The organism is Mesorhizobium bavaricum (genome assembly GCF_056781655.1).
On record NZ_JBXAYV010000001.1, the window covers coordinates 349,497 to 375,252 of the forward strand.

General features: G+C 60.3%; 21 protein-coding genes and 6 pseudogenes. 13 read left to right on the top strand and 14 right to left on the bottom strand.

Annotated features, from left to right (window positions below):
- Positions 1–60: 60 nt before the first annotated feature.
- Positions 61–345 (bottom strand): annotated as a pseudogene (locus tag AC1RZR_RS34415) (transposase); the annotation flags it as partial.
- Between the two features lie 700 nt (positions 346–1,045).
- Here AC1RZR_RS34415 and AC1RZR_RS34420 point away from each other — a divergent pair.
- Both AC1RZR_RS34420 and AC1RZR_RS34425 read left to right on the top strand, forming a co-directional pair.
- Positions 1,046–1,753 (top strand): class I SAM-dependent DNA methyltransferase, encoded by a 708-nt coding sequence (locus tag AC1RZR_RS34420; protein WP_481829574.1) that lies wholly within the window; start codon positions 1,046–1,048, stop codon positions 1,751–1,753.
- Positions 1,754–2,768: 1,015 nt separating this feature from the next.
- Positions 2,769–2,894 (top strand): annotated as a pseudogene (locus tag AC1RZR_RS34425) (IS256 family transposase); the annotation flags it as partial.
- Positions 2,895–3,788: 894 nt separating this feature from the next.
- Here the strand turns inward: AC1RZR_RS34425 and AC1RZR_RS34430 are convergent.
- The gene (locus AC1RZR_RS34430; RefSeq protein WP_481829575.1) at positions 3,789–4,508 is read right to left on the bottom strand and encodes a hypothetical protein; all 720 of its coding nucleotides are present in this window, start codon (positions 4,506–4,508) and stop codon (positions 3,789–3,791) included.
- A gap of 40 nt (positions 4,509–4,548) precedes the next feature.
- A complete protein-coding gene (locus AC1RZR_RS34435; protein ID WP_481829576.1) occupies positions 4,549–5,040 on the bottom strand; it encodes a hypothetical protein in 492 nt (163 codons plus the stop codon).
- Positions 5,041–5,182: 142 nt separating this feature from the next.
- Here AC1RZR_RS34435 and AC1RZR_RS34440 point away from each other — a divergent pair, with 142 nt between their 5' ends.
- Positions 5,183–5,599, top strand: coding sequence for a hypothetical protein (locus AC1RZR_RS34440; RefSeq protein ID WP_481829577.1), 417 nt, complete (start codon positions 5,183–5,185; stop codon positions 5,597–5,599).
- 617 nt (positions 5,600–6,216) lie between these two features.
- Here the strand turns inward: AC1RZR_RS34440 and AC1RZR_RS34445 are convergent.
- The 6 genes from AC1RZR_RS34445 to AC1RZR_RS34470 are packed head-to-tail and all read right to left on the bottom strand — an operon-like array spanning position 6,217 to position 13,433.
- Complete coding sequence (locus tag AC1RZR_RS34445) at positions 6,217–7,320, bottom strand: PfkB family carbohydrate kinase (protein ID WP_481829578.1); 1,104 nt, start codon at positions 7,318–7,320, stop codon at positions 6,217–6,219.
- Positions 7,317–8,432: a hypothetical protein gene (locus AC1RZR_RS34450; protein WP_481829579.1), complete on the bottom strand. Its 1,116-nt coding sequence runs from the start codon at positions 8,430–8,432 to the stop codon at positions 7,317–7,319. The genes AC1RZR_RS34445 and AC1RZR_RS34450 overlap by 4 nt, the downstream gene beginning before the upstream one ends.
- A gap of 1 nt (position 8,433) precedes the next feature.
- On the bottom strand, positions 8,434–10,344 hold the full coding sequence (locus AC1RZR_RS34455) for a hypothetical protein (RefSeq protein WP_481829580.1): 1,911 nt from the start codon (positions 10,342–10,344) through the stop codon (positions 8,434–8,436).
- A 7-nt stretch (positions 10,345–10,351) separates the two neighbouring features.
- Positions 10,352–11,095 carry a phosphoribosyltransferase-like protein gene (locus AC1RZR_RS34460; RefSeq protein ID WP_481829581.1) on the bottom strand — a complete coding sequence of 248 codons (744 nt, stop codon included), beginning with the start codon at positions 11,093–11,095 and terminating at the stop codon, positions 10,352–10,354.
- Positions 11,086–11,493, bottom strand: coding sequence for a hypothetical protein (locus AC1RZR_RS34465; protein WP_481829582.1), 408 nt, complete (start codon positions 11,491–11,493; stop codon positions 11,086–11,088). The genes AC1RZR_RS34460 and AC1RZR_RS34465 overlap by 10 nt, the downstream gene beginning before the upstream one ends.
- The gene (locus AC1RZR_RS34470; protein WP_481829188.1) at positions 11,490–13,433 is read right to left on the bottom strand and encodes a sucrose-6-phosphate hydrolase; all 1,944 of its coding nucleotides are present in this window, start codon (positions 13,431–13,433) and stop codon (positions 11,490–11,492) included. Before AC1RZR_RS34470 ends, AC1RZR_RS34465 begins: the two co-directional genes overlap by 4 nt.
- An 821-nt stretch (positions 13,434–14,254) precedes the next feature.
- Here AC1RZR_RS34470 and AC1RZR_RS34475 point away from each other — a divergent pair.
- The 3 genes and pseudogenes from AC1RZR_RS34475 to AC1RZR_RS34485 all read left to right on the top strand — a co-directional run.
- Positions 14,255–14,749: pseudogene (locus tag AC1RZR_RS34475) on the top strand (Mu transposase C-terminal domain-containing protein); the annotation flags it as partial.
- 1 nt (position 14,750) lies between these two features.
- A pseudogene (locus tag AC1RZR_RS34480) lies at positions 14,751–15,630 on the top strand (TniB family NTP-binding protein).
- Between the two features lie 80 nt (positions 15,631–15,710).
- Complete coding sequence (locus tag AC1RZR_RS34485; RefSeq protein ID WP_481829189.1) at positions 15,711–16,445, top strand: TniQ family protein; 735 nt, start codon at positions 15,711–15,713, stop codon at positions 16,443–16,445.
- Positions 16,446–16,704: 259 nt separating this feature from the next.
- Here AC1RZR_RS34485 and scpB read toward each other — a convergent pair whose 3' ends face one another.
- The 4 genes and pseudogenes from scpB to AC1RZR_RS34505 form a co-directional block, all read right to left on the bottom strand.
- Entirely contained in the window at positions 16,705–17,415 is a 711-nt protein-coding gene (gene scpB / locus AC1RZR_RS34490; protein ID WP_481829190.1) for an SMC-Scp complex subunit ScpB, read from the bottom strand.
- A 5-nt stretch (positions 17,416–17,420) separates the two neighbouring features.
- Positions 17,421–18,411 (bottom strand): annotated as a pseudogene (locus AC1RZR_RS34495) (DUF1403 family protein).
- A gap of 525 nt (positions 18,412–18,936) precedes the next feature.
- Positions 18,937–19,413: pseudogene (locus tag AC1RZR_RS34500) on the bottom strand (transposase); the annotation flags it as partial.
- Positions 19,414–19,583: 170 nt separating this feature from the next.
- The gene (locus AC1RZR_RS34505) at positions 19,584–20,144 is read right to left on the bottom strand and encodes an ISAs1 family transposase (protein ID WP_481829191.1); all 561 of its coding nucleotides are present in this window, start codon (positions 20,142–20,144) and stop codon (positions 19,584–19,586) included.
- A 375-nt stretch (positions 20,145–20,519) separates the two neighbouring features.
- On the opposite strand from AC1RZR_RS34505, the gene AC1RZR_RS34510 reads away from it, so the two are divergent.
- From AC1RZR_RS34510 to AC1RZR_RS34540, 7 genes are all read left to right on the top strand, one after another.
- Positions 20,520–20,840 carry a HesB/IscA family protein gene (locus tag AC1RZR_RS34510; protein ID WP_481829192.1) on the top strand — a complete coding sequence of 107 codons (321 nt, stop codon included), beginning with the start codon at positions 20,520–20,522 and terminating at the stop codon, positions 20,838–20,840.
- Between the two features lie 26 nt (positions 20,841–20,866).
- The gene (locus AC1RZR_RS34515) at positions 20,867–21,328 is read left to right on the top strand and encodes an iron-sulfur cluster assembly scaffold protein (protein WP_481829193.1); all 462 of its coding nucleotides are present in this window, start codon (positions 20,867–20,869) and stop codon (positions 21,326–21,328) included.
- Positions 21,329–21,449: 121 nt separating this feature from the next.
- Complete coding sequence (gene queE / locus AC1RZR_RS34520) at positions 21,450–22,085, top strand: 7-carboxy-7-deazaguanine synthase (RefSeq protein ID WP_481829194.1); 636 nt, start codon at positions 21,450–21,452, stop codon at positions 22,083–22,085.
- On the top strand, positions 22,082–22,435 hold the full coding sequence (queD, locus tag AC1RZR_RS34525; RefSeq protein WP_481829195.1) for a 6-carboxytetrahydropterin synthase QueD: 354 nt from the start codon (positions 22,082–22,084) through the stop codon (positions 22,433–22,435). Before queE ends, queD begins: the two co-directional genes overlap by 4 nt.
- Before the next feature lie 4 nt (positions 22,436–22,439).
- A complete protein-coding gene (queC, locus tag AC1RZR_RS34530) occupies positions 22,440–23,168 on the top strand; it encodes a 7-cyano-7-deazaguanine synthase QueC (protein WP_481829196.1) in 729 nt (242 codons plus the stop codon).
- Positions 23,169–23,174: 6 nt separating this feature from the next.
- Positions 23,175–24,128, top strand: coding sequence for a hypothetical protein (locus tag AC1RZR_RS34535; protein WP_481829197.1), 954 nt, complete (start codon positions 23,175–23,177; stop codon positions 24,126–24,128).
- Positions 24,129–24,131: 3 nt separating this feature from the next.
- Positions 24,132–25,172 (top strand): LacI family DNA-binding transcriptional regulator, encoded by a 1,041-nt coding sequence (locus tag AC1RZR_RS34540; RefSeq protein ID WP_481829198.1) that lies wholly within the window; start codon positions 24,132–24,134, stop codon positions 25,170–25,172.
- Positions 25,173–25,376: 204 nt separating this feature from the next.
- Here the strand turns inward: AC1RZR_RS34540 and AC1RZR_RS34545 are convergent, their stop codons facing one another.
- Positions 25,377–25,676 (bottom strand): helix-turn-helix domain-containing protein, encoded by a 300-nt coding sequence (locus AC1RZR_RS34545; protein ID WP_481829199.1) that lies wholly within the window; start codon positions 25,674–25,676, stop codon positions 25,377–25,379.
- Positions 25,677–25,756: the final 80 nt, after the last annotated feature.

Sequence of the window (25,756 nt, forward strand, 5' to 3'; positions counted from 1 at the left end):
GAGACATCACAAGCCGGCAGAGTAGAATACTCGAAAGTGTTTGACCTCAACACGCCGAATAGAGAAGGGCGGCAGGTAGAGCAGGCTCGTGCCTGCGGCCTCAATCGCGTCGCGCACGCCGGCGGCCTTGTGGGCGGGCAGGTTGTCCATGACGACGACGTCGCCCTCCGACAATGTCGGGACCAGCACCTGCTCGACATAGGCCAGGAACACGTTGCCGTTCATGGCGCCGTCGTAGACGAAGGGCGCAGTCATGCCCGTCAGCCGTAGCGCTCCCGTGAAGGTGGTGGTCTTCCAATGGCCGTGCGGCACGCCGGCCCGGCAGCGCTCACCGCGCGGCGCACGTCTCGATATGCCGACGCCGAACCGCGCCGCCGCCTGCCGTGCCGACATGCCCGCGTCCGAAGCCTTCAAGACCCGGGATCGAAGATCGCCGCTCAGTGCTCTTGCCATCATCCACCTCATCAAAGGGAATGTTGAATCACCCATGCAGCCCGACGTCACATCACAATCGATTCATCGATCGCGGGACGTGCTCTAGTTTCGAACAAAAAGGTTTTGTGGATGGACATGCGCGCGTATCGTCATCTTAACGAGGTGCACCCCGGTCACCGCACCGTTTCCTGCGGAAGATGAACTTTATGTAAATACGGATATTTCGACGTTGTAACTTAATGTAATATAAACTTCTCAAAAATCAGGTTTTTGTTCCGGCATTCGCTGTTACAGTCACTCTTCAGAATACCAGATCGACTCTTTCTGCTAACCGTCTTAGGAATGTCGATGGCTTATCATGGAAAGCGTCGATAGGACCGGCAGCAACCAGGTCAAGAATTGCTGACCAACCCCGGCGGGCGGATCAAGCCGGATGAACATATGTCTCCGCTAGAGGATCTCGACGTGATTCCTTGTGTCTAGAAGTCTTCGCATGGTCAAACAATCATGCTTCGCATAGTGGAAAAGAAAAGTTCGTGGTTTCAATCGTGGGCATTGCGCGCCCATTAATGCAGTGCCGCACTCATCTGCCCTTACACGGAGGAACTTAATGAAGACCCTGGATCAGCAGACAACACCGGAGGAAGGCGCACGGGAGCGCATGAAAGCATCCCATGCCCTCGATGGCGACGCCGGTCGCTTGGCCGACTTATATCGCGGATGGGCGAGTGCCTTCGATCTGGATCAGGGCCGCGTCGGGTACTGCGGGCCGATGATCGTGGCGGAACTGGCAGGGGCCGTGCAGACGGCCTACTTGGCCGGAGAGCGAAATGCCATCGCAATCCTGGACGCTGGCTGCGGAACAGGGCTCGTCGGCGTGGAACTGGAACGCCTCGGCTTCCGGTTGATTGACGGGTTCGATCTCTCCGAAGAGATGGCTGAAAAGGCCCGGCAAACCGGTGTCTACCGCCAGGCCCGAGGCGATGTCGATCTTAACGGGCAGCTCTCCGACTACTCCAGTGCGAGTTATGACTTGACCGTCTGCTGCGGCGTCCTAACGCTCGGACACGTCCGACCGGATGGATTGCGCGAGCTGGCTCGCGTCACCCGCCCGAACGGCTTCATCGTTGCAAGCACGCGGAAGAGCTATGTGGAGACTACATCCTTTGAAGACCAGGTGCGGCGTCTGCAGGATGAAGGCGTTCTTATACCGGCACAGTGTCTAAGGAACGGCAGATACGTCGCCGAGGAAGACGCACACTATTGGGTCTTCCAGGTGCCCGAGAAGGTGAGCGCACCGACGGACAAGCGGCTATGACCACGATACCGCAAACCTCGCCGACGACGAACTGGCAGCCGATGCAAGGCACCACGAGGAGCGCAAGCACCTCCGCCCGCCCTGCCAGAGTCCGCATTCCTCTACATTGTTGAGCTTCGCACCACGAAAGAACGCATCGCACTGGCTACAGGGTGTTATCGAGTCGACGGTCGGCATGTACGGCGACCTGCAGGGCATCGCCGGGAAGGTCATGCAGGAAATTGAGGGCCTTGACGTCCTCGCCATCGATGCGGCCGCGGTTGGCGCTTAAGCGAACCCTCTGGATGGGGGTGCGTCACCGAGAGGCACGGGAGTCGTCAGAAATGCGACGAATTGCCAATCGACCGTGGTCTGCTGACGGCTCATAAATTCATGATGGGTTGAGAGAATAGAGCGGAAGAGTTCTTGGACGCTTCGAAGATGACGACCGACGAAATCCTTGCTGTGATTAGAGCCACTCAAAAGGTTCTAAAGCAGACGGATGCCCTTATGTCGAAAGTCGCCCGGACGGGAATCAAATCTCCTGAGACGCTCACTTTCGTGGCCAGCCAGCTTTGAGACTTAGAGAGCGGATGTTGGAGGAGCGTGACATGCTGCAGCAGGTTTTCGACGCAGCCTTTCGCGCCTGAGAACTGCGGGGACTGGGTATTTCGCCAAGCGATATCGGCATGACTTCCGGACCTTTGCACTTCCGGATGTCTGTTCTCCCGTAGGCCCCAGCCGTCATTGCGGATTTCCCTGGGTGACAGGCAAGGTGGCAAGATTTCCAGCATAGGAGCGCATCTGCAGTCGGCGATCCTGATATTTTCCGCGGTAGCCGAACAGCGCTAAAACCTGCATTTCAAGAAGCCATTGCGAGGCATCCCATGCGTCGAATATGTCTAGGTCGTAGGTAAACGGGGTCGAATGCGTGACCCCGTTGCGAACGAGAACCCGTCCCGAGCCGGTTGCCCCTTCTTCGCCTTCAATCGCTTGCGAAGAAGTTCGGATTGATCCGCTGGATCCCCTTCGATAGGTCGGCGCGATCCTGCTCGAACAGAACGATGAATGGGCCGTGCAGCGCGCCAGATACATGACGCTGGAAACGATCAGCCAGATGAGCGATGATCCCCTGATCAGCCTGCCAGCCGTGGCGCGCTGATCTGCCCGGCCCATGCCGGAGAGCGCGGCGACCAAGCCGTCAGCTACACCACTCCCTGGGACACGATCCGAAAGGTTGGATATCTTGTAGTAGGCCAAGGCCCGCCCGACGCCCCGTTTGGCCTCCGGCGTCTGAAAGATCGTCATGTATGTGGCAAAGAGTGGCGGCAGTTCGTCAGCCAGCGCCCAATGAAACCAGTTTTTCGGCGCCTCCAGCCTGTCAGCCCTGGTGAATCCCAAGCACCGAAACCCGTTACGAGCAGCGTTGCGGACCTCACCGTAACCGACCCGGGTGCCTTTTATGAAGCCCAGAAAATCGGATACCCGGTCTAAGAATTCATACACCTTGGCGGCCTTCAGCGGCTTGCCGTCCAGCGATCGAAGCACCGCCCGATGCGAAATGGTACGGAGGAGCGGCATGCGGGCGCCCCCGCCGCCCAACGCCAAGAAGTGGTCGAATGGCTGCACGGTGACTGCCAGATTGCCGAATTCCAGCACGATTCCTATTCTTTTTGGATGGATTGCCGGACCGCCCAGAATGACGGCTTCCGCCAATCCCTTTGATTTTCCTCCCAGATCCAGAGGCGAGAATCGCGACGTCGCTGAAAATTCTTCGTGCCCGATAAAATGATACTTATGGGAGAGCATCAGGAACTCGGCTGTCGTGCCACCTTCGAACGTGACCTTCAGGTCCTGATCAATCCTGGCAATTCCCGGCTTGAGTGGTCCCGTCCATCTCAGCTGAAGGTCAAGATGTTCGTCAAGCCGCAGCGAGACATCCCCGAACTCACAGGGCTTGCCATCGATAGAAATGGCCACAACCTTTTCCGAGAGCTCGATGGGGCCGTGACCTTTGCCCTCGTATAGGGAGCCGGCCGAGTCGTCCGCTGTCAAATTAGCCCTCCAGCTCTGTCTCAAAGATGTTGGATGCGCCAGCGCTCTGCAGCCGCCTGTAAGCCTCAACGCTCTCGAAGACGATCCCGATGAACACGGTGCGCTCATAGAACCGCAGGAGCCAACCCGACTCGAGGCCCGGCGTGTCCTCGATCCGACCATAACGGTAGTTGAGGATATGGGGCTCTGCGTGGGCCACCTCCACAGACTCGATAAGGTTCTCCGGAATCTGTGCCTTCAGGACATCCACAAACACCTCTTCGTCGCTGACCGGCCAGCGCAAGCTGTGGCGGTAGCTCAAGCCCCTGACGATCTTGCGGACAATCCGCAACACCCTGGGATCGCGACCCGGATAGATCATGTAGCGCGCGCCGGTTTCGTGCTCGATCGGACTCATTAGAGCCAACAGGTCCTGCGCCCTCCTCCTGCCGTTAACCTTTCCGAAGCTGCGCGTGATCGGCCCCTCCCAGAGCTCCGTCACTGCGGAATTCTGGTCGCCGGCAATCGTCACCACGTTGCGGAAATGCACGTCGTCGTCGGAAGTGCCGTTGTTGCAAGTGGCGCAAGTCGGGATAACGATACGCTGGAATCGGCTGTCGGCTTTCGAAGGTGGACAGAGGCCACGCGGCACGACGTGTTCCTTCGTGACCAGGCGGACCTCGCCGCACAGGGCGCAGCGGGCGGCTCGTCTTTTGCCCATGTTAGACCCTTCAATGGCCATCGTGCCGTCTTAGTGGGACACCCCCTGCCGAACCCTGAGTTCACTTGACGATCGGTTCCAGGCAGTTCAGCCTTACGGCAATCGGAGGCGTTGTCGCAACATGCGCAGTCAGTTTACCGAAGACGAGAAAGAGGAACTCCACGCCAAGCTGACCCATCTCGAGGGCCAGATGGAAATGGAAAAGCCCGAACCCACAGGCCTGCTGTCGCAACATCATTCTGCGAATATCGATCAGGGCAAAATCAACGTCGGGGTCCATCCGCACGTAGGGGGCATTGTTAAACCACCGCTTGCTACTGGTCTTTGTGCCGTCTTTTTCGATCGACTCAGCATTGTCCAAGAGAAACCGACATGTCCGCTCGACCAACTGGCGTGCTTTCCGGTCCACCGCCGGTGAGGCAAACCATTTGGTGGCATTGAGACAGGCGGCGGCGAAAGAGGCGGCGTCAACATCGTCTAACGCCTGCCCCTTGGGAAGCACTGGCCGCTTTGGCATCTTCATTTTCGGTGCTAGCATAGGTCGTTCAGACATGTGTGGCCCCCTGCCCTCAGCTGACCTGCAGACAACCATTTCGTCGCATACTGCTCTCAGCGGTTATTATCGCAGCTCCTGACTTGACGGAATGTGCTCCCGGCGCCGGAAGAAACGGCCCAACCAAAAGGAGCACAGTTCCATGACGTACTTGAAAAAGCTCGCCTCCCTGTCGACCGCTCTCGTCCTGGGGTGTCTCGCGCACACCACCTCCACCGAGGCTGCACCACGATCTGAGCAATTTGAAGTCCCCGCCGGCAAGGAAGGGTATCTCGGCGACGTCCCCGACTTCGGCGGACAGGCCTGCTTCTCCGTGGTCGACAAGGCCATCCACCTGCCGGCCAGGGGGCATTTCCGCGGCCTGATCAACGGTCGGCCCATCGACCTCGATCGCCACATGGGCCGCCGCTGCCTCAGGTTCACCAGGGACGGCGGCCTCGGCCTCTATCGTGTCTACGTGCTGGCGGACGAGGGTCTGGACCTCATCGTCACCCACACCGTGAACGAGAAGAACCACGACTGGGTGCCCGGACCTGCCTGGCGCCATGAGCCCACCTGAGCGATCGGTGCGTGGCCGCCTTGGCCACGCGCCGCCCCCCGGCACGATCATTCAAGCAGCGCCCGGTTCCGCAGCCAGGCGCTGCGTTTCAATGGAAGATCCCGGTCAACGAAGGTCTGCGTTGGTGATCAGGGCACATCAGTTATCTTACGACATGGACCTTGCGGCCGAGGCGGCCGTCAAAACGATCCTCCGCTTCCCGATCATCAATGCCGACAAGGTCGTTGCCACGGAGTACTCTCTCGTCGAGCAGCTGATGCAAATCCAACAGACGTTGCAGACAGCGTCGGCGTACTGCGAGATGGCCGGTCGACCTCGACGAGTCCCACATCTGACAAGCGCCTGTCTGAAACCCGTGCGTGCACTATCCGCCATCGCCGGTGGGCGACATGGGATTCGACATCCGAAACATTGATATGAAAGATACGAAACCTACTGAGCATAAACTTTCATGGACGCGCAGACTCTTGCGCTGGCTGTTGGGACGACAACGGCGGACCACTGTCTACAGGCGTATGGTGTGCAAGGCGCGCGCAGCTGACCCGGATACCACTCATCTCTGAGGTCACTGGACGGAGGTGCTGAAGCCAGGGTGTCCACTTCAGCTAAAACTGCCACTAGGCTGCGTCGGCTGTCGACCGGCGCCCTCGGTGGTGAAAGCCATTATCCTCAGCGCCGTCATCTCCGGCTGGGCAAGCCGGGCATGCCACCGATGCGTCGCTGACGGCTTTTGGCAAAATTACAGATAACTTTGGCTTACCCTCCAAGACAGAGATAATCTGCTTGGCAAAGGTGCGGCTGTCGACTGCGTACATACCGCCCCGTGCGCCCTCAAATCCGCAGTTCCACGCCGCAAGCGCCTGACCGTATCGAAGGGCTTGGTGAATCGAGTCGCCCGTTGCATCCCGTAAGGCCACTTGTCCGTGAGCAGCAACTTTCGTCAGAAGCCCTGCGGTACACCAATCTCCCGAACCGCATGTATCAACCATGTTTGGTGCATTGATTGCACTAAGATGCGTCCATTCCGAAATGCCCGCTCCAAGACGATGACGGTATCTCAAACCATCAGAGCCGAGCGTCTGCACCTCAAGCAGAGTGGCACTTTCGGCCTGCATTGTTCCACCTGCCATTGCGAGGCGCTGATCGGAGTATTTCACGATGTGAGCCAGTTGGATCGCCTCTGCGAAGAGCTTCTCATCCGATCTAGCCGAAGGCTCGTAGACGATGACGGCACCCTGGGCTGACGCCGCCGACGCCAGCGAGAGCGCGGCGCGTGAAAGGCGATCCATGAAAAATACGGCTGCTCCAGGAAGGTTCGCAGCGACGGTTTCGATAGCATCCTGGGTGACAGGTCGGTAGCTGGGCAAGCGTTGACCGCAGCGCGGACATGACCATAAAAACCGATGGATTGGAGAGCCGTGGCGGTCCTGACGAATCTGCTGGATGATAATCGGTGTGTGGCTGGTCGGCGCACAATCCGTGAAATCGAGAGCCACGCCCCATCGCTTGAGATCCGCACGGACGCGACGGGACGCCGGATCCCCGTTCATCCTTGCGATGGGGAAGGAGTTCCAGCCGAGGTATGCCAGGATAGCCATGACGTTGCCACAGGTGCCGCCCGCCCAGGATTGAACGGGCAATGTGGCGTCGGCGCCTATCACCAGATCGAGAGCGATCAATCCGGTGCCGAACGCTTTGGGCCGGAAGTCTTTTGTCTTCATGGGGCACTCGTCCCTTCACGGTGAAGCACTGGCCGAGGCTGTGTATACACGTCGCCTTCCGACCAGATGTGTACAAGATTTGGCGTCGAGCTTGTAAGCGGAACTGACCCGTCAAGATCGTAGCTTATCGATTCGAGGTATGCGACCGGTAAATCTCGTTCCAAGGCGGCCATCAGCGCTCCCAATGCCATGACCTTGCTGCCGAGCGGCGACAAGACCAGGAGCGAGCCTCCGACCTCTCGGAAGACCGGCTTTCGCAAATCGTCGAGCCGCAGAATGGTTCTGTAGAGATCGAGGGGATCCGCCTCGTCCGCATAGACGATGTTGCGGGTGTCAACTGACCATCCGCTCTCCATCTCAGTCAGGAATTCCTCCGCCAGCTTGTCGCCAAGTCTCGGGTCACTGGCCGGGAAAGGCAGGATTGGGCACGTGTCATGCGGCCCAACGAATTCATGAAGTCTGCCGAGTGCGCCACGGCGTCCTGTCGCAAGTTGGGGCAGCCATAGCTTTGCCGCTGCCGCTGAACCGTCCAGCGTAGAGCCACCCTTAAAGCCATGGACGTAACCTGGTGCATCGCTTGGTACCGATTGAATAGCTGCATCCAGCGTTGGGTCATGAGCGACGAAGACGTGCAGGTTAGCTGGGCCCCTACCGCGCTCGATCCAATCCACGAGATAGCGAATAATCGGGAAGCTGGTGCCCACGGACAGTGCACTGGCGTCGACGACGACATCTGTAATTTCCTCGAATTTTTCCTTACCAAGGCTGCTGGCAATATTTCTGCCGCCGACAACCGCTCCGTCCGTTCCGAAGATTTCGACAGGAATGACGACATGGTTGGCGACGGCTGTGGTCAGTGATCCAGCGTTTGATGTGGCTCGGTTTATGAGGTCCTGCGCCGGCTTAGGTCGGTTTTCTTGAAACAGGATCGCGCGCACGGATGCCCCGGCAGCTTTCGGGCGCTCGGCGACGGCGGTCGAGCGCGGATCGAAGCCAGCGCCGGCAATCAGTAAGACGTTCCGGCCGGCGCCTCCGAAATAATCGACAATGAATCCGTCAACCTCCGCACCTCGATGTGAGACACAGGGATCCCATCGCCGCTCACGTCTCATGTCAGACCTCGCCCAGAAGCCGAACGAGATCGTCGGCGCGGCGCTCGAGGAAGCCGCCGCGTTTCAGAGTGAGACCATGGTGCAGCAACAGGACACCGCCGAGCTCGACCAGGCACCACAGGCGCTTCTTCGTCCCATGGTTGGGAACCAACATGAACGCGTTGTATGCGACGCCGAACTGCAGGACGCGCGCCAAGTCAGGATAGTTCGACGGGATCGTGTCAAATTCCTCCTGGGGAATCCCGAATGCTGATGCCCCGCCACCTAGGGAGGCATTGCCTTCAAGGCTCTTGGCTAGGCATTCGGAGGCGATCCCCTCGGCGAGACGGCGGACGAGCTGATGCTGGGGAAAGTCCCATTCCCGCACCATTTCCGAGGCTCGATCGCGCAACAAATGGTGTTGCACGCCACTCGTCAGCGTCGCTGGCTTCGATCTGATCAGTTGAGTTTCCGATTGCGACACCAGCCTGGCGGCCAGCTGAAGAAACTGCTCCGCATTTTCGGAGCTGGCGTCGCAGAGCGGGTCGATACCAAAATAGTATGGCCGACCGTGACGGTGGAGCAGATGGATGCGCGCGCCATCGGCGACGCCGGCATCGGCAGTCAGCGGACGGCTTGGTTCGGTGTCTTCTGCGTTTTCCTCAAAGAGGCCGCGCTGAGGGACTCGTTTGGCATAACGCTCGAGGAGAATTGCGAGCATAGCCAGCCGAAGATCCTCACCGTCTTCGTCGCCACCCTTCAAATAGTCGGCAATCTCCTGTTCAAGTCCGCTTCGGCGTTCGGCTGAAACGGCATAGCGACGTTGAAGCGTCTCAACCTGCTTCGCGAGCTTCTCCCGTTTCGATTGCGCTATCGTCTCCGCCTGCGTCGAAAGAAGATCGCCAAGGTTGTGGAGCCGCCGGCGGTTGAAAACCTCCATCTGAACGAGATAGCGGCCAGCCATGTCTTTTGCCATCTTGCGAAACGCCCGACGCTGATTGGCTCGGTCTTCTCCGCTTTGCATCCAGATGCTGGTAATTTCCCTTGCGCGCTTGAAGCCCGGCTCATCGGTCGTCGCGTTGGATCCGTCATCGAGCAGCACATCGGACGGGGTGAGCGCATCGAGCCGCGTGAGTATCCAACGTGACACCCTCAATTCGCGTCGGCTGAGCCAGCGCTGTAGGGCGATGAGTTGGGTCGGATGAAGGCTGTGCGCGTCATCGAAGATCACGAGCGGGCGAAGATCAAACATCTCCTGGCCCGCATTGATGTGAAACGCCTCGATGACATCAAACGGTCTGTAGGCAGCGGCAGCCTCACTGTCGATCTCCTCAATGTCTGGAGGAACGAGGGCCGCCGAAATTCGATAGATTGCGAGTTCCACCTCCCGCGCCCGTGCATGTAGAGCGGGTCCAGTCGTTCCGCCGATAGCGGTGAGAGCTGCCACGGCGTCGGCACGTGGCACAATCTGGACCTGATCCAAGCTGATACCTGCGGCCTGGACGTTCCGCAGCCAAGCAAGCACGGTTCGCGCTTGAAGGAGAGCGATCATCAGCCCTGTCTTCAACTCATCGGAATATGGGAACTCCCAGAACTCGCGATATTCGGCTTCAAGCGGAATCCGGCCGCCAATCAGCGTCGGCCGTTGCTCCGCAATCGCCCCGCAGGCGCTAAGTGTATCGATCAGCGGCTTATAAGAATTCATGGTGCGGTTGCGCAGCAGCGTGCGCAATGTCGAGAATTGGAAAAGTCGGGCCAGAGTCGTTTTGCCGCTGCCCGGCGTCCCTATGATCATAACCAGTCGATCGTAGAGCCGCCCCTCTTCCGCCGGCTTCTGAAAGAAAGTCGCTAGCGGCTCCGGCGTGACAACGGCTAGAAAGGCTTCGTCGTCACGTAGATATTCGGTCGCACGCTTCTCAAATGGGTTTGCCATGTATGACCTATGCGTGCCGTTGCCGACGGCGGAAAAGTGGCCGCATCGCTGGGGCGGTCACGCCATGACGATCGCCTCCATCTGTCTCCGCCCAAAGCAGCGCAACCGAGTTGTTCGGCGTGTTATGCTCGAGCACGAGCGGAAGCGCGCAACCGCCATAGCCAAGCCCCAGATGCGTCACGCCCCCAACATCGGTATGCCGTGTTCTGATGACAGGATCATAGTAGGTTTTGGTAAGCTCCAGGAATTCATCGTAACGACTAGAAACGGCATCGATCGGTAGGTCTTCGGGGAGAACCATACCAAAGCTGAAATGGACGCCGGTTGCCCACCCCTCGCCTTTCAGGGCCTCGCTTGCCTCAGCCCATCGGCTTTGGACGGCCTGGGCCGCCGCAGAAGTCCCGATATAGTGATGGATGCAGAGCTGCCAGTCGGCGGCGAGAACGTGATCGCATTCCAGGGCTTTCACCGCATTGTCGACGGATTCCTTGAACTTCAACAATTTGCCGGACCACTTTTTCTTTTCGGAATTGTAGCGGAGAAACGAGGTCCCCGTGCCCATGAAATCGTCGATGAGATAAACGAGCCGAAATCGAGCGTCGTTGTCCTTGAGGTCCTCGCGCAGGTTCGCAACCAAATCCTGCCATTTTTCCTTGTCCACCTGCGTCGCGAGCACCAATTGTTCGTTCGTCAACAGGCCGACGTTGCTATGGCGGACGATATCGATCCGCGCGCCATCGCTCAGTCCCATGAACAAGGTCTGCCGCCGAAGCCGTTCGGCGGCAGCACGCGCTTCAGGATCAGCGAGTACGCGGTAGGTAGGCAGGCCACGCTCCCGGCAATCGTCGCGATCACACGATCCCGTACGGTTCGCGGATAGAATTGTTCGACAAGCCGCTGCATTTCACTTGGACCAACGTAAATCAGCGTGTTTCGAACGAATGCATATGCGGTTTCGCGCTCTGAGGGCGCAAATTGCTGTAGCCAAGTCGCAAGGCTTTCGATGAACCGCATTCCCGCCTGGAAATCCCTGTAGCCGTCATACTTCAGCCGGGCCACCAGACGCAGCCATTGAAATTCGCGCCGGGCCCGGTCGTCATCCCAGCCCATAATCTCGCCAAGTATTTTCAGGCCGAGGTCCTGGTTCACTGAAGCGCTCCAGACCTCAACCGGACGCCGCCTGGATGAGCCTCGAGTGAGCGAAGATAGTCAAGAGTTACAGCGACGCCACGTTGACCGCATTCAGCAAGATTCCAGCAGGTTTCCGGATCCACGCTTATCTCGTCGACGCTCAATGCGAAGGTTTCCTTCAGTAGGGCATAATCGTTGCCGGGCCAACGACCGCGATCTCCGATAGAGAGGATTGAGACGTCGCCGACGCGCTCTCGCAGTTTCGTCAGAACATTCAGCTTCGAGACCCCAGACGCGACTATATCAATGGAGTGGCTGGACCGTGTAACCGTCATGTTCGCGGCACCGCTGATCAGGATCACCTGATGCGCGAGATCCCACAGGCGATTCTCCGGCATCGCTCGTCTGCCCTGCAGCGTAATTTGAAACCGCCGGTCTGTCTGTTCGGCGGACTCGGCAAGCTCGGGTTGGGCGCGTAACGCGGCTGCGAGCGGCGCTAACGCTTCACAAGTCCCTTCCTGGCCGTCGGGAACACGATCATCATCCAATGTTGCGACCTCAGCCCCGTTGTAATATCCGACGACAACGCGTGGCCATAGCGCAGCTGGCAATCGCGCCCTGAGATCTTTGCGAACCGAAACACCGCGACCTGTGGCGATCGCCAGGTGGCAGCCGAACTCGAGGATTCGGGAGAGTTCGGTTATCACGTCTTCGCGCGCCAGGTCGAAACGATCACGGGTGTCTACGATCGTGCCATCGTAGTCCAACACGACGGCCCCGAAGACGGCTCTCTGCAGGCGGCCACGGAATAGATTGAGCGCCGTTCTCCAGCGGTCAAGTTCGGCCAAAGCGTCAAGGCGTGCAGGCGTCACGCCAGTCTTGCGGGCGATAGCAGCCGCATCTCGATCCGAGAGACTGCGATGCGCGTTCGTCGGCAAAAGTTTGGGAAGCGGGAGGCTGTACAGCTTGCGTCCGAAGTCGGGAACGCCCGGCCGGCCCGGATCGATCCCGCGCGCGGCACCAGCCCATCCGGCTATTCGGAGCGCAGCCACCAGGGAGGCGAGACCCGCTGCCGTTGCTGAGCCTGTAAAATCCAGTCGTGCGCGCTGGATTTCGGGCGGGATGAGCTTGAGCGTTCGATCTGCCAGTGCACGGTCGTGCTCCGACACGAAGGCCAGTACAGCGCTCGTCTCGCCGCGTTTGGCGAGCCAATGGTGTCGCCCGTGACCAAAATTTCGATAGTCCGCAAGTTGAAGGTTGCCTATGGCAGCCTCGGTAAACTTCGACTCAAGGTCGATAGCACCATTTCGGGTTGACGGACCGTAGAGAACGAGCGTCGTTTGCCGAGACCAGAGCCGCGCGGTTACGGCCTGCCAGGCCTCACGCGTATCGGAGCGCTCGGCGAGCAGCGGCCAAATCGTTTCCGTGACCGCGTCCCAATCAGCGTCGCGTCCGAACTCGGTTACGTAGGCTCGCGTCAGAAGCGTGATGAAGCCAAAAAGGGAGTTCGTCGCCAGGAACCCATCCTTGCCCGCAGGCGGCGCGTAAATGAGCAGGTCGACATAGTCATGTCTTCGGCAGAGCTCGGCGAGGGGGCTGTTCTCCCGCCCGCATAGAATGCCGACCTGGCGTGGTTCGCGCGCGATAATAGCTTTCGTGGCGGCCAGAATATCGACGTTGCCACCGCCTGCGCTGAGTAGCCACGGTGCAACACTGGCTTCCAGTGGATCGGCAACTGCGTCGAGCGGTGTGGCCACCGCGGCAATTCGACCGGTGAACCGCTGGTGGAGTCCAGCCAGCGCATGGGCGGCGGTCAGCGAGCCCCCAGATCCGATGGCAAGAAGGGAGGAAAGGCCGGCCGTGCGCACGGCTTTGCGAAGCGGGGCAATATCGACTGCGGCCGACCAAGCAAAGGTCTCGGCGAGTTTTTCCATTTCCGCGGCATAAGGCTTTGCCATCTTGGTTTCCCGGCTCTCGTCAAGAGCCTCTAGTATTCCATTTTGCCTGCGGATTTACAAGAACATATCAAGAACATACGCGGCAGCGTTTCGTTAGTGCGCCATAACAGGTCCTGTCCGAAAAACGTAGCATCGTTCTGACAAGGCCTGTTAACAGTCTAAAAAATTGTTCCAGATTTCGGGCATGTCCACGGACTCGCATTGCGGGTCTGCCTGCCAGACGCGCTCCGGCCCGCGAGGAGGCGAAAACGCAAATTGCCGCTTGTTGACGGCCCTGCACTGGCTTCAGGATGTGCTTGACCAGGATGAAGAGCGTCGTCGTACAGCCGCGACTCTGCGACGACTATTTGACGGTCCAAGCACGGCGCAGCGATCCGGGGGATCTGGTCGACGGTTTTTCGTCCCTACCGATCTGGATGCAAGAGTTCCTCCGAAGCCTGATAGCGCCTGCAAAGTCGGACGTTCCAGGTGCCAAATAAGGTATGTCGGCAATTCGCGTCGCCAATCGGCAAGCCAAAAGCCTAGAATGGCCTCATCAATGCCAGCTTGGGCGATTATCCGTCCTGGGAAGTTGCTATCGCTTCCTCTTCCAAGGGACCGGTGTCGCGATGGCGACCAGGCACCTAGCCCTGTCGGCGGCGGCGCCAACAAGGTGATTAGTTACCTTCTCTTTTTCCGGCGATTTTCCCTCCCGCGGACTGCTTTTTCGCGCCGAGATTTTGGCTGTGGCTCACGACGCGGTTTCAAAAGCTGCGCCATTTCCTCGATTTCAGTCTCAGCAAGCGCAATCGCGCCGGCAGAAAGGAAGTGGCCGGTTAGGGGTCTTGCTGGCATTCATGCCTGGGACGGAGAGGCGCATCTCGCCGCAGGGCGTCAGCATGTTCGCGTTGGACTATTTTTCACCGTGGCTGGGCGGCCTGGTTCCGCAGCGAGACCGGCTGGGGAGGGTCGAGGTGCGATACGATCCCCGCGATATTAGCCACATCTACGTCCGGGATCCGGAGACCAGAGGGTTTCGGGCTGTCGAGAGGCGCGATGGTGCGCTCTCGCCGACGACGTTATGGGAGCACGATGGTGATCGCACGCACCGACGTGCTACGAACGCGCGATCGGAAGTGGAGAAGGTGACGCTCCGCCGGCGGATCGCGGAGATCGCTGGGGGGCAAAAACCTTCTAAAGTCGATCTGCGCAATGCCGTGCGCCGAACCCACGCGGCCGAAGCGCCCAAACCCTATGATGCGATGCGTCCGGCGACGCCAGCCCCTGCCGATCATCCCGTGCGTCAGAAACGCCGCCTGCCGGTCGAGGATTGGTGACATGGCGGATCATCTGCTCGACCACGTTCGCCCGGTTCTTGACCGCAGCATGGAAGAGCGGATCGCCTATATCCAGGCGCCGCGATGGATCGGACATCAGGTGGCAGTCCAAGCGCATGAACGCCTTGCCGAGTTGCTGTCCCGGCCGCCGGCGTTGCGGACCCGCGGCCTAATGCTTCTCGGGCCCTACGCCAACGGCAAGACGATGATCGCGGAACGGTTTGCCGTCGAACATCTGAAAACCGCCGAGCAGCAGCGGGTATGGGTGGTTCAAACGCACGAGGGGTGCCGGTCTCACCCATTTCTATGGAAGCATCTTGCACGCATTGCGAGCGCCGATTGGCAACGGCCGGGATGTCGGTCGTAAGGCCGAGCAACTCGATCATCTGCTCGACAGTCTGAGGCCGAGAGTCCTGATCTTCGGCGAATTCCACAATGCTCTGCGAGGCCGGACTCGCGATGCGGAGGCGGTCTTTGCGTTCCTAAGACGGATCGGCCGTCAGTACGATATCTCGCCGGTCCTGATCGGCGAAGTCGCTGTCTTCGACTTCATCAACGCGACCAGCGAAATGGCGAGCCGGTTCGACCTGCACGCAGTGCCGCGATGGCAATATGGCGAGGAGTTTCTGACGCTCCTCGACAGCCTCGAAGGGGCCATGCCGCTCGCCTGTGGTTCCGATCTGTCCGATGAACCCCTGGCGCGAACAATCTTCCAACTCTCCGAAGCACTGATCGGCGAGATCATCGCCATCGTCACGGCGGCGACAATCACGGCGGCAAGATCCGGTACAGAGCGGATCACGAAGGCAGCAATCGACGAGCAGCGCTACATCCCGGTCTCGAAGCGTCGCCAGGCACGGCTCCGCGACGCCCTGCTATGAGCAGCGGCCAAAGGGCCGGTTCGGGCGTTGCGATCGAGGTCCGGGAGCGATACCGGGACGTTGTTCGGGATCGGTGGCCGATGGCCATTGACCCACAGCCCGATGAATTGCTGTCGAGCTGGCTCCACCGCCTCGCGATCGCGAACGGTGTCGCGCCGCGATGGTTCGCCGGCGTCCTTGGGCTCGGCGAGGGGATGTGGTCGGCCTGCCTCGACCACAGGCTACCGCATGGTGTCGCAACCGTGCTCCAACAACAGGCGGATGTTGCGACGGAAACGTTGTCGGCAATGACGATGGAAGGCCGGGTTCTGACTCCGCTCCTGCTGCCGTTGCGCGAGAAAGCCGGGCGGAACCGTTCGACCTGGATGCAGTACTGCCCTCTGTGTTTCGCCGGCGATGACGCTCCGTACTTTCGCTGCGACTGGCGGCTGGCGACGCGGATCTCGTGCTTCGTGCATGGTTGCGGTCTGCGTGATCGATGTCCCGCCTGTCGAAGCGGGATTGCATCCTTCGACCAGACCGAACTGATGCCGCAGCACTTCTGCGCCCGATGCGCCTTCGGTCTGCGCAGGGCATCGAAGGTGTCCGTCAAAGCGTCGGCACGACGGCTGGAACGGTCGATCGACGATATCTGCAAGGTGGAGAAGGCCAAGGCATCGACGACGATCGGCGACCTGACTTCGCGCCTGCTACGCGCGCCTATCGTTGCCGGTGTCCCATCGGCGAGGACGTTGAACAAATCTGTCAACGTTCTCGCGTATCCGCTGCCTCGAATGGCTCGCGGACAAGCCTGCCGGCTGGTTGACGGCAGATGAGGACGATGCTGTTGCCCGGCGGCGTCAACTCGTCCTGGCTGCAGGCGGCCATGATCGGTTGATCGCGCGCACTTCGCGGATTTCATGGAGAAGCATCAAGGATCGCCGAGGTCTGGGCGATCACCCCCGACCGGCGCTACCCTTGCGGCTCTGCTCGAGGCCTATTCGCGCGCCACTGACGGTGGGATCAGAACGAAGCACCACTTGATTTTGCGATCCTGCGTGGATAGAATCCCGCCCATCCTTGGCGAACAGCATGCTATTCATCACCGGCGACGCCTGCATCCTCCCCGTCATTGGAAAACCCCGGCATGATGTCGCCCGCCAGCAGCTTCTCCTTCGACAGCAGACCTGCATCCTCGAGCGCTTCGATGTCGGGGAGGTCGCGCAGTGTGTCGAACCCGAACTGCAGCAGGAATGCTTTGGTCGTAACGTAGGTGTATGGCGCGCCTGGGGTCGGGCTGCGTGGGTCTGAGGCGATCAGGCCGAAGCCGCGCACATTGCCGATCAGGTCGCGGCTGATTTCCTTGCCAAAGAAGGAGGACAGCTCGGCGCGGGTGATTGGCTGGAAGTAGGCGATCGTCAACAGCACGAGTACCTCCGACTGCGAGAGGTCTATCTTGCGCTCGCTGGCGCCGACGGCGGTGCGGATGGCGTCGGCATAGGCCGGCCGCGTCAGATGCTTCCAGCCGCCGGCGACGGCGACCAGATCATAGGGCCGGCCGCGGAGTTCCTCGCGGATATCGTCGATGAGGAGATCGATGCTGCAGCTCTTGCCGACGATCCGCGCCAGGGTCTCGCGACCGACCGGTTCGCTGGCCGCAAAAATTGTCGCCTCGACCCGATGCATCCATTCCCGCAAACGCACCTCCGGCGGTAGATGATCCAGTTCCCGATCAAACAGGCGGTCGCCTGATCGACCGTCATCTGACCGCCCTTTGCCTCTTCTTGTGCGTACCGCCTCTACCATTGCTCTCAAAGCCCGTAGATGCGGAAGGTCGAGCGGCCGGACAACTCGCGGACGGCACCGAGTTCGACCAGACGGTCGAACAGGCGGCGCAGCCCACGGTCACTCATGCCTACGATCTTTTCCGACGCGACGATCGCGTCGTCGGAGAGGAGCTTTTCGACAACGGCGTCCGCGGCCTTGGCCCTGAGTTTTGGCGCGACGGCAAGCAGCCGGTCCGCCCGGCGCTCGAACTCCACGAAAAGATCGATGGCTCGCAGCGCGGCGCGCGCCTGAGCCACCCTCTCCCTGCCCGGCGCCTGGTCCCTTTCCGCCACCCTGGTTGTCCTCGCTCGCACGCCGCTCGTGCTTCCGCCCGATCCAGGTTGCGCACCCACAAGCGGCACCGCGTGCGGCCATCCCAGCCTCTGTGCGAGTAGGACGTCGGCGAGCCATGAACCCAAATTGCGCCCGAAGCCAAGGCGTTCCGCGCTCGCGAAAGCGCTGGTCAGCATCTCGACAACGCCCCCCTGCCGCAGACAACTGACCGAGTTCGCCAACCAGATCTGTGACCGCTTCACTGTCGCAGGCGTAGCCGAACTCCTCCAACACCAAGGCGAGGCTTTTCTCCGTCAGCAGGTCCTCCGCGGGACGCGCCGCCAGCCGGCGCCAGGCGAGGAGCAAAAGGCCGGCGGGCCCGACATTGTCGCCCGGTCGTGTGAGCAGCACGGCGTCGCGCAGCGCGCTTTCATCCTCGACGCGGCCGGCCTGCTTCGCCGTTGCCGCGGCCGCCGAAAGCGCCAGCCGCTGCCGCCAGGCGCCGGCCCACCGCTCCTGCCGGCGCACGACCGCATCGAGCGCGCCGATCGCGGCACCGGATGCAATCGCAGCATCTTCAACGGTTTGCGCTGCCTCGGCCGCCCTGCGCAGCCAGGCCGGCACGGGCGCCAAGGGCCTGATCGGCGCGGCGCCAAGCGGCTGGACTCCGTGGCGCGGGGACGGTTTGGGGCGGAGAATCATCGTTGACAGCATGATTCATAACGGCGCTTCTGGCAACGCAAATGCGAGCAAACCGCCGCACTTGTCGACGTCGTTTTACGTCCGGTAAGCTTGCCTTACCGGACGTACGGCGAGCATGGCAAAATCATGCTGTTGGTCATCCCAAGATGCAGCTTCAAGGTGAACGCAAGGTGGTCTCATCAATTCCGCTCCAGATTGCGCCTCAGTCTCACCATCTCCGAATCAGTCTCACAATTGTGAATCCGTAAACCGTTGAAAATCGGGTGTCTCATGAATTCCGGTCAGCCGACGCCAGAGCCTCCAAAGACGATCTCTCGGACGCCGACCGCTCGATCGCGATCTGCCCGACATCGCCGACCTCGTCGACCTGGTCGTGGAAATGGGTCGGCTGGCACCGCGTGTTCCGGCACAATCAGGGCCTGTCCCTCAGGAACTGCCGCAGGCGAACGCAGGCACGGATCCGCTGCCCGCTCGGTTGCGACCATCGCGCGCCACCTCTCCGGCCTCGCGTGGAACTTTACCCACATCGCCGACTTTCGATACCGTCTGGTCGTGATCGACCGAGCCGCTCTGCCAGGGTGTCGGCGCGAGGCCCGCATAGGCGGCAACCTGTCGTCGGTTGTCGAAGTCACGCGACAGCTCCTCCGACCACGGCCCGATGCCCTTCAGGTCGAGCAGCATCGCCGGTGCCGGCGAGATGACCGGCACGGCAGCAAGCATGGCATCGCACGCGGCCTCGACAGCCTTGATCTGCTCCAGCAACAGTTCGAGCCTGTCGAGTTCCCGGCCGACCTGAGCCTGCAGATGTGCCGGCAAGGGTCGGCCGTCGCCGGTCTTGAGCGCCGCCAGTCGTTTGCGCCGGTCGCGGCGCAGCGGCTCATAGCCGGACACGCCCTGGGCGAACAGCAGGCCTTTGATGCGGTTGACGTGACGCACGCGCTCGTTCGTCAAGACGTTGCGCTGACGCATGATCTCGCGGGCGAGGCGCCCAGCAGGCCAGGGCTCCGCAAGGCTGCGAATCCAGGTTAGCGGTGAAGCTCGTCGAGGATTGAGGCGAGGTAGTCGGTGCTCCAACCGGCCTTTTGCGTCTCAGCGAAGGAATCCTTGTGGTTGAGGGCGCCGTGGCCCTTTCTGAGCCGCGACTGACCATCAGTGATGGCGACGTCGAGTGTTCAGTGCAGAGCATTTTCGATCAGCCAGTGGCCATCCGGCGTAAGCGGCCGTTCGGCTGTCAGCGCGGCAGAGGCAATTAAGTATCGCGTGTCGAAGCGGCTCCTATTTTTTGTCCGGTGCGTGAGTTGACGCGCACGATGGTTGCGGCGTCTGGCAGGCGCAGTTCGCCGGGGAAGTGGCGCTGGCCTTCGAGCCAGATGACCTCGCGGCTGACGGTGACGGTGCTCCTCGATGCGGCCATGGGCCTCGTTGAGATCGACGAAGCTGTCGAGGCAATCGGCGGGAGCGTCGTCGAAATAGCGCTCGATCTCAGCTCTGAGTCTCGGCTGGTTGGCCTTGACCGCGAGCAGGAAGTCGGCGCCGGCACCCCTGATGGTGGCAGCAATGGCGGCATTGGTGGCGATGGCGTCGATCGAAACGAGCGCGCCCTTGAAGCCGTCATGTGCCGCCAGGCGCAGCACAAGTACCGGGGTCGCGGTCGTATCGCTGCTCTTGTCAATGACGGCCTCCTGGCAGAGCACGAGGCGCGAGGTTGTTCGCCCAAACGACCGAGCGGGCATCGGGCGAATCCGGCCGTTCCTAAGATGTGTGACAGACTTTTTTTCGGTCGAGGCGACGTAACGCAAGAGTGCGGGTCGAACGCACGCCCTGCATTATCTGTCGCGATCCCAGAATGCGAAGAATTGCACGACGAAAGAGTTGCCGCCCATGGCGCCCTCAACATCCCATTTGATCGAAAAAACCAGATGAGGCGACGCACCAGCGATGTGTCCAATGCCGCTTCTGTACGCAGGTTTCACTCTGTCCGACATCCGACAATTGTTGGATGTCAGACAGGGCGCCAAATCCGCTAAACAATTATCCCAATTGAATTTATCTCTCTGGCACGTTCTGTGCAGCGTGGCTTGCGAATGCATCAGCAAGAAAATAGCCCCATGATCACACTCACTGAAAACGCCGTCGCCGCCGTCAAGGCCGCGCTTTCCCGCGCCGACGAGCCGGCGGAAGGCTTTCGTATCATGGTCGAGGCGGGCGGCTGCGCCGGCCTCAAATACCTGATGGGTCTGGAAAGCGTCTCGCGGGAGGGCGATGCCATCATGGAGACGGACGGGGTCAAGGTGTTCGTCGACGCAAACTCCCAGCCCCATCTCGCCGGCACGACCGTTGACTTTGTCACGGACCTGGAGTCCTCGGGCTTTGTCTTCGACAATCCCAATGCGCGGGACAAATGCGCCTGCGGCAAGTCCTTCGGCTAGCCGCCATAACGACAAGGATCGGAGCCATGCGGGGTGACACCGACAACGTCTACCTCATCAGCGACAAGGTGTATTTCATCAACCCGAACAATGTCGGCGCTTTGGACATCCCCAAAGCGGCCGGCAAGGTCGGCGCCGTCGCCTACGGCGATGGGCTTAAATTGACGATGGCTTTCGACCGTAAGACGCAGACGATCTCCGCCGCAACGTTCCAGACCTTCGGCCGCGGCTCGGACATAACCGCTTCCTCGCCGGTTACCGAATTCATCGTCGGCAAGACCATCGATGAAGCCCTTCAGATCACCGATCAGGACATGGCGGATTTTCTCGGCGCCCTGCCGCCGCACACGACATACTCATCGCTCGACCGCCTCATCCTGGATCGCGGCTTGCGGCTGATGAGCGAGTTCTTCCGTGCTGTGAGGCAGGCTTTCGAGGAGACGCCAGGATTCTCACGCCTCGTCCTCGTCAAGGCATCATCGCCATGAGCGACGTGGCGAGTGGGTTTTCGCTAACGAGCCTCAACGGTGGAACGCGCTGCAAAACGTGCAGTGGGACATTTCCCAGCTTTTGCCCCGTCTCGTAAGCCAGCAGAGGCGCTCCCTTGCAATGCCATATGCGGTTAAGGAAATTTTCTACACCCTTCAAGGCGAAGGACGAAATGCCGGGCGGGCCGCCGTATTTTGTCGTTTCGCCGGCTGTAACCTTTGGTCGGGACGTGAAGGCGACCGGACGACAGCATTCTGCGGATTCTGCGACACCGATTTCGTTGGGGTAGATGGCCCCGGTGGCGGACATTTTGCCACCGCACGGGAGCTTGCGTTGGCGGTCGAGCAAGCGTGGCGCGGGTCAGGAACTGGGCAGCGTCTCGTCGTGCTCACCGGAGGAGAACCGCTCCTTCAGATCGATGAAGAACTCCTGGAAGCGCTGCATTCCTTGGCGTTTGAAATTGCCGTGGAGACCAACGGGACCATTCCCACACCCGCCGGCATCGACTGGCTGTGCGTCAGTCCGAAATGCAATGCACGCCTCGTGGTCATGGCAGGGGACGAGCTAAAGCTTGTATATCCTCAGATTGGCGCGGAGCCGGAACATTTCGAAGTTCTCGCGTTTGAGCACCTTTTGCTTCAGCCGATGGATGGGCCCGAGCGCGAGGCGAATACGGCCGCCGCAGTGGCCTATTGTCTTGCCAACCCACGTTGGCGCCTGAGCCTGCAAACCCACAAACTTCTCGGGATCCCATGAAAATTACGCAAGCTTTCACCTTCGAGGCAGCGCACTGTCTTCCGCGCGTGCCAAAGACACATCGCTGTCACCGCGTGCATGGCCACTCTTACCGTGTGGAACTGCGTCTGGAAGGGCCCGTCGATCCAGACACGGGCTTTGTCATCGATTTATTCGATGTCGAGGCTGTGTTCGGACCGCTTCTACAACGCCTCGACCATCAGTATCTGAATGAGATTGAGGGTCTCGACAATCCGACAGCGGAAAACATTGCGGTCTGGATCTGGAACCAAACCAAGCCGCTTCTTGGCCAAATGTGCTCGGTAACAGTCTATGAGACACCGCTGTGCTGGGCTGAATACGAGGGTTGACCCGATGCAACGAGATCCGGGAACCGCACTCGTCCTTTTCTCCGGCGGCCAGGATTCGACAACCTGCCTGGCCTGGGCGCTGGAGAACTTCGAGCGCGTCGAGACAATCGGCTTCGACTATGGGCAGCGGCATCGGATCGAGCTCGATGTGAGGCCCTACCTGCTCGGGCGCCTTCGAACAGACTTTCCGGTCTGGCGTGGGCGACTAGGCGAGGACCACATGATTGACATGGCCGTGCTCGGCCAAATCAGCGATACCGCGCTCACGCGTGACGTCGAGGTCGCACTGAACGCGAACGGTCTAACAAATACCTTCGTGCCTGGCCGCAACCTTCTGTTCCTCGGCTTTGCGGCCGCGATAGCTTACCGGATGGGCGCGGAACACCTCGTGATCGGCGTGTCCGAGGCGGACTGTTCCGGCTACCCGGACTGTCGGGATGACGCAATCAAAGCAATGCAACTCGCCCTGAACCTTGGAATGGAGACGCGTTTTGTCATTCACACACCCCTCATACGGCGCGACAAGGCGCAGACCTGGGCGCTGGCGGATTGGCTGGGCGGCGAGGCGCTGGTGAAGCTCATCTGCGAGGGAAGCCACACCTGCTATAGCGGAGATCGCGAGCATAGACATAGCTGGGGCTTCGGTTGCGGGACCTGCGTCGAGTGTAATCTTCGCGCAACGGGATGGGAGCAATTCCGATCCTGCAAAGAGGCACCGGTGGCCGCCCCATGAAATGACGTGAGCGCCCAGATCCAGGCCGACGGTGGCAATCTCTTCCATAGATCGTTCCTTCTGTTTGTGGTGTTCAGCACGACTAGGGTAGGCGCCTTCGATGCCGTTTCGAAGGGCTGTTCCATACCATCGACCTTGATGATCTTCGCCGTTCGCGTGGTGCCGTTTGGTAGGGGAGTTCAGCACCATGGCGAGCAGGCTGCGGTTGTTATCCTTGGTCCCGGTCGGATTGTTCGTGGAGCGTACCGCCACGAAAAAGCGTGGTTGTGGTTTCGACGAGAGGCGGTTGATGCCCGAGCCTGCCCTTATCTGGAGGATCGTCCATGCACGTCCATAACCAGCACGGCCGCACCATCGGCATCATTGAAGCGACGAATGACGACCTCATCGGCAATCGACGCCGGCGCCTGCGTAAGCCGGCACGGGCGCAGGCGCCTGCGGCGCGCGATGTTGCGGATATCCCTTCCCTGGCCTGCCTCGGCCCAATCAAAGGATCCTGATAAGCGCCTCGATCTGGCATCTCGTGCGTCCGTGAATGCGCGTGCCGCCTTAATGGCGATCGTCACAGCCTCAGTGTCGATGTTTGACGAAATGGATCTGCTCGACCGCCGGAAGACAATCGAGCAGGATAATTCAGCAAAGTCGATCTCATGTGCCGTCGAATTGGAAAGGGCGGCTGCCGTCACGAACGATACGCGCGACCGCATCAAGCGCCGGGGCAAGGCCATCCCAGTGAATCAGAATGGCGAAAGTGTTGTTGAGGTCCCGAAAGCGCTGTCCGTTGAGGTCAGCCAGATTGGCGCCTTCGCGTTGCAGCGCGCCGCGCGGCTCCGGATCGCACAGCCGCTGCGCGCGTGGCTCGAGGAAAACGGGCGGCCGCGGGCGAACAATCTTGCCGATTGGCGTCAGGCGGCGCGGAGATTTCACTGTCATTCACGAAATGCATATGTAGGCGGCTAGCTAATGAACAGGCCAACGATCGCCGATCTGGCGAAAGCTGCGGGCGTAAGTGTTTCCACGGTCAATAGGCTCTTGCACGGAACTGGCACACTGCGACCGCAGACGGCCGACCTCATCCTGAGCGCAGCGCAGCAGATCGGCTTCCGCAGTTCGGGGCCGCTGCACGAACGCAGGCGGGACAATCTTCCGCATCGGCGCTTGAGCTTTCTCATGCAGCAATCGGACCGGCCGCTCTGTCAGATCTGGGCCGAGGCGCTTCTCAGTGCCTGCGCGCGACGCACAGATGCGGTTATTGAGCCAGACGTGCTGTTCGAGGACGACCCTTCCCCCGAAGCGGTTGCTGCCAATCTGCTCAAGATAGGCGGAAGCGCCAATGCAATCGCGGTGATCTCGGCCGATCACCCGCTCGTCGGCCAGGCGATTGACGAGTTGCGCGTCAAGGGCGTTCCGGTGATCGCCTACGTCACCGACCTGTCCGCCGCCAGCCGGGCCGGCTTTGTGGGAACCGACAACTGGAAGGCCGGCCGCACCGCCGCATGGTTTATCAGCCAGACGTCCGGTCGGCCCGGCAAGGTCTTTCCTCTCATCGGCAGCAACCGTTATCAGTTCCAAGACATCTCGGATGCGAGCTTTCGCTCCTACATGCGCGAGCACGCGCCCGAGTTCCATGTCAGCGAAACCCTCCTGACCCATGAGACGCCGAACAACGCCTATGCAGTCGTTCGCAGGCTGATAGCGGAGGAGCCGGAGCTCCGCGGCATCTTCGTCAATGGCGGCGGCATTTCCGGCGTTCTGCGTGCTATGCGCGAGCTCGCTGCGGAGCAGCAGTGCAAAATCCGGATCGTCTGCCGCGACATCGGGCCCGAGACACGCAAGGGATTGAGCGAAGGCTTGATTACTGCTTCCTTGTGCCATCCCGTCGACAGGATTCCTGAAGAACTCATCGACGTAATGCTGCGAATGATCGAACGCACGGACACACGGCTAATCGAACAGCGGATTGTTCCGTTCGAGATTCTCCCGCCAGAGAGCATTTGGACTTAAGAATCGGAAGAGCCATCGTCGTCCGGATAAGGTCATCCGTGCCGCTGCGAAGCGAACCGCTTCGTGGAGTAAAACTGGGGCGCAAAGGGCAGCTCGGCACTCATGATCCTCGTAGCAACCGAAATAGGCCAGGAGGACGAGGAGATGGAAATCCCCGAGGAAGACGATCTTGTCGAGAGCTGGACCCCACGCTTGCGCCAATGATTAGGCTGCTTGTGCGGCCACTCGTGCCGATTTGCGCGGCTTGTGGCGCGCCACAACGTCCACCTTATTATAGCGTCGATCGAGGCAGCGCACCGGGCGATCTATAGAGAACTTGTCTGTTCGCCCCGTGACTACGGCGGATATGTCGAGCTGTTTCATAACAAGCAATTGAGCCGATTCCGCTTGAGTGAGGCGCCGACGCAGAATGATGGCGCGGATCTCACGGGCGAGCTTGGCTTTCGGCAATTCCTCTTCGGAATTATCAAAGCCCAAATCCGCAAACACGTTGCCGCTGGTCATTTCGCCGGTGATTCTTCAGTCATGACTGTGTTCCTTTGCCATACTTTTCGCGATCGTGCGTCTCAGCCACCTTCAATCCC

Bases quoted from the DNA above. Each gene is read 5' to 3' on its own strand.
- AC1RZR_RS34420 (WP_481829574.1), top strand. From the start codon at position 1,046: ATGAAGACCCTGGATCAGCAGACAACACCGGAGGAAGGCGCACGGGAG.
- AC1RZR_RS34430 (WP_481829575.1), bottom strand. From the start codon at position 4,508: ATGGCCATTGAAGGGTCTAACATGGGCAAAAGACGAGCCGCCCGCTGC.
- AC1RZR_RS34435 (WP_481829576.1), bottom strand. From the start codon at position 5,040: ATGTCTGAACGACCTATGCTAGCACCGAAAATGAAGATGCCAAAGCGG.
- AC1RZR_RS34440 (WP_481829577.1), top strand. From the start codon at position 5,183: ATGACGTACTTGAAAAAGCTCGCCTCCCTGTCGACCGCTCTCGTCCTG.
- AC1RZR_RS34445 (WP_481829578.1), bottom strand. From the start codon at position 7,320: ATGAAGACAAAAGACTTCCGGCCCAAAGCGTTCGGCACCGGATTGATC.
- AC1RZR_RS34450 (WP_481829579.1), bottom strand. From the start codon at position 8,432: ATGAGACGTGAGCGGCGATGGGATCCCTGTGTCTCACATCGAGGTGCG.
- AC1RZR_RS34455 (WP_481829580.1), bottom strand. From the start codon at position 10,344: ATGGCAAACCCATTTGAGAAGCGTGCGACCGAATATCTACGTGACGAC.
- AC1RZR_RS34460 (WP_481829581.1), bottom strand. From the start codon at position 11,095: ATGGGACTGAGCGATGGCGCGCGGATCGATATCGTCCGCCATAGCAAC.
- AC1RZR_RS34470 (WP_481829188.1), bottom strand. From the start codon at position 13,433: ATGGCAAAGCCTTATGCCGCGGAAATGGAAAAACTCGCCGAGACCTTT.
- AC1RZR_RS34485 (WP_481829189.1), top strand. From the start codon at position 15,711: ATGGCCATTGACCCACAGCCCGATGAATTGCTGTCGAGCTGGCTCCAC.
- scpB (WP_481829190.1), bottom strand. From the start codon at position 17,415: ATGGTAGAGGCGGTACGCACAAGAAGAGGCAAAGGGCGGTCAGATGAC.
- AC1RZR_RS34505 (WP_481829191.1), bottom strand. From the start codon at position 20,144: ATGCCCGCTCGGTCGTTTGGGCGAACAACCTCGCGCCTCGTGCTCTGC.
- AC1RZR_RS34510 (WP_481829192.1), top strand. From the start codon at position 20,520: ATGATCACACTCACTGAAAACGCCGTCGCCGCCGTCAAGGCCGCGCTT.
- AC1RZR_RS34515 (WP_481829193.1), top strand. From the start codon at position 20,867: ATGCGGGGTGACACCGACAACGTCTACCTCATCAGCGACAAGGTGTAT.
- queE (WP_481829194.1), top strand. From the start codon at position 21,450: ATGCCATATGCGGTTAAGGAAATTTTCTACACCCTTCAAGGCGAAGGA.
- queD (WP_481829195.1), top strand. From the start codon at position 22,082: ATGAAAATTACGCAAGCTTTCACCTTCGAGGCAGCGCACTGTCTTCCG.
- queC (WP_481829196.1), top strand. From the start codon at position 22,440: ATGCAACGAGATCCGGGAACCGCACTCGTCCTTTTCTCCGGCGGCCAG.
- AC1RZR_RS34540 (WP_481829198.1), top strand. From the start codon at position 24,132: ATGAACAGGCCAACGATCGCCGATCTGGCGAAAGCTGCGGGCGTAAGT.
- AC1RZR_RS34545 (WP_481829199.1), bottom strand. From the start codon at position 25,676: ATGACCAGCGGCAACGTGTTTGCGGATTTGGGCTTTGATAATTCCGAA.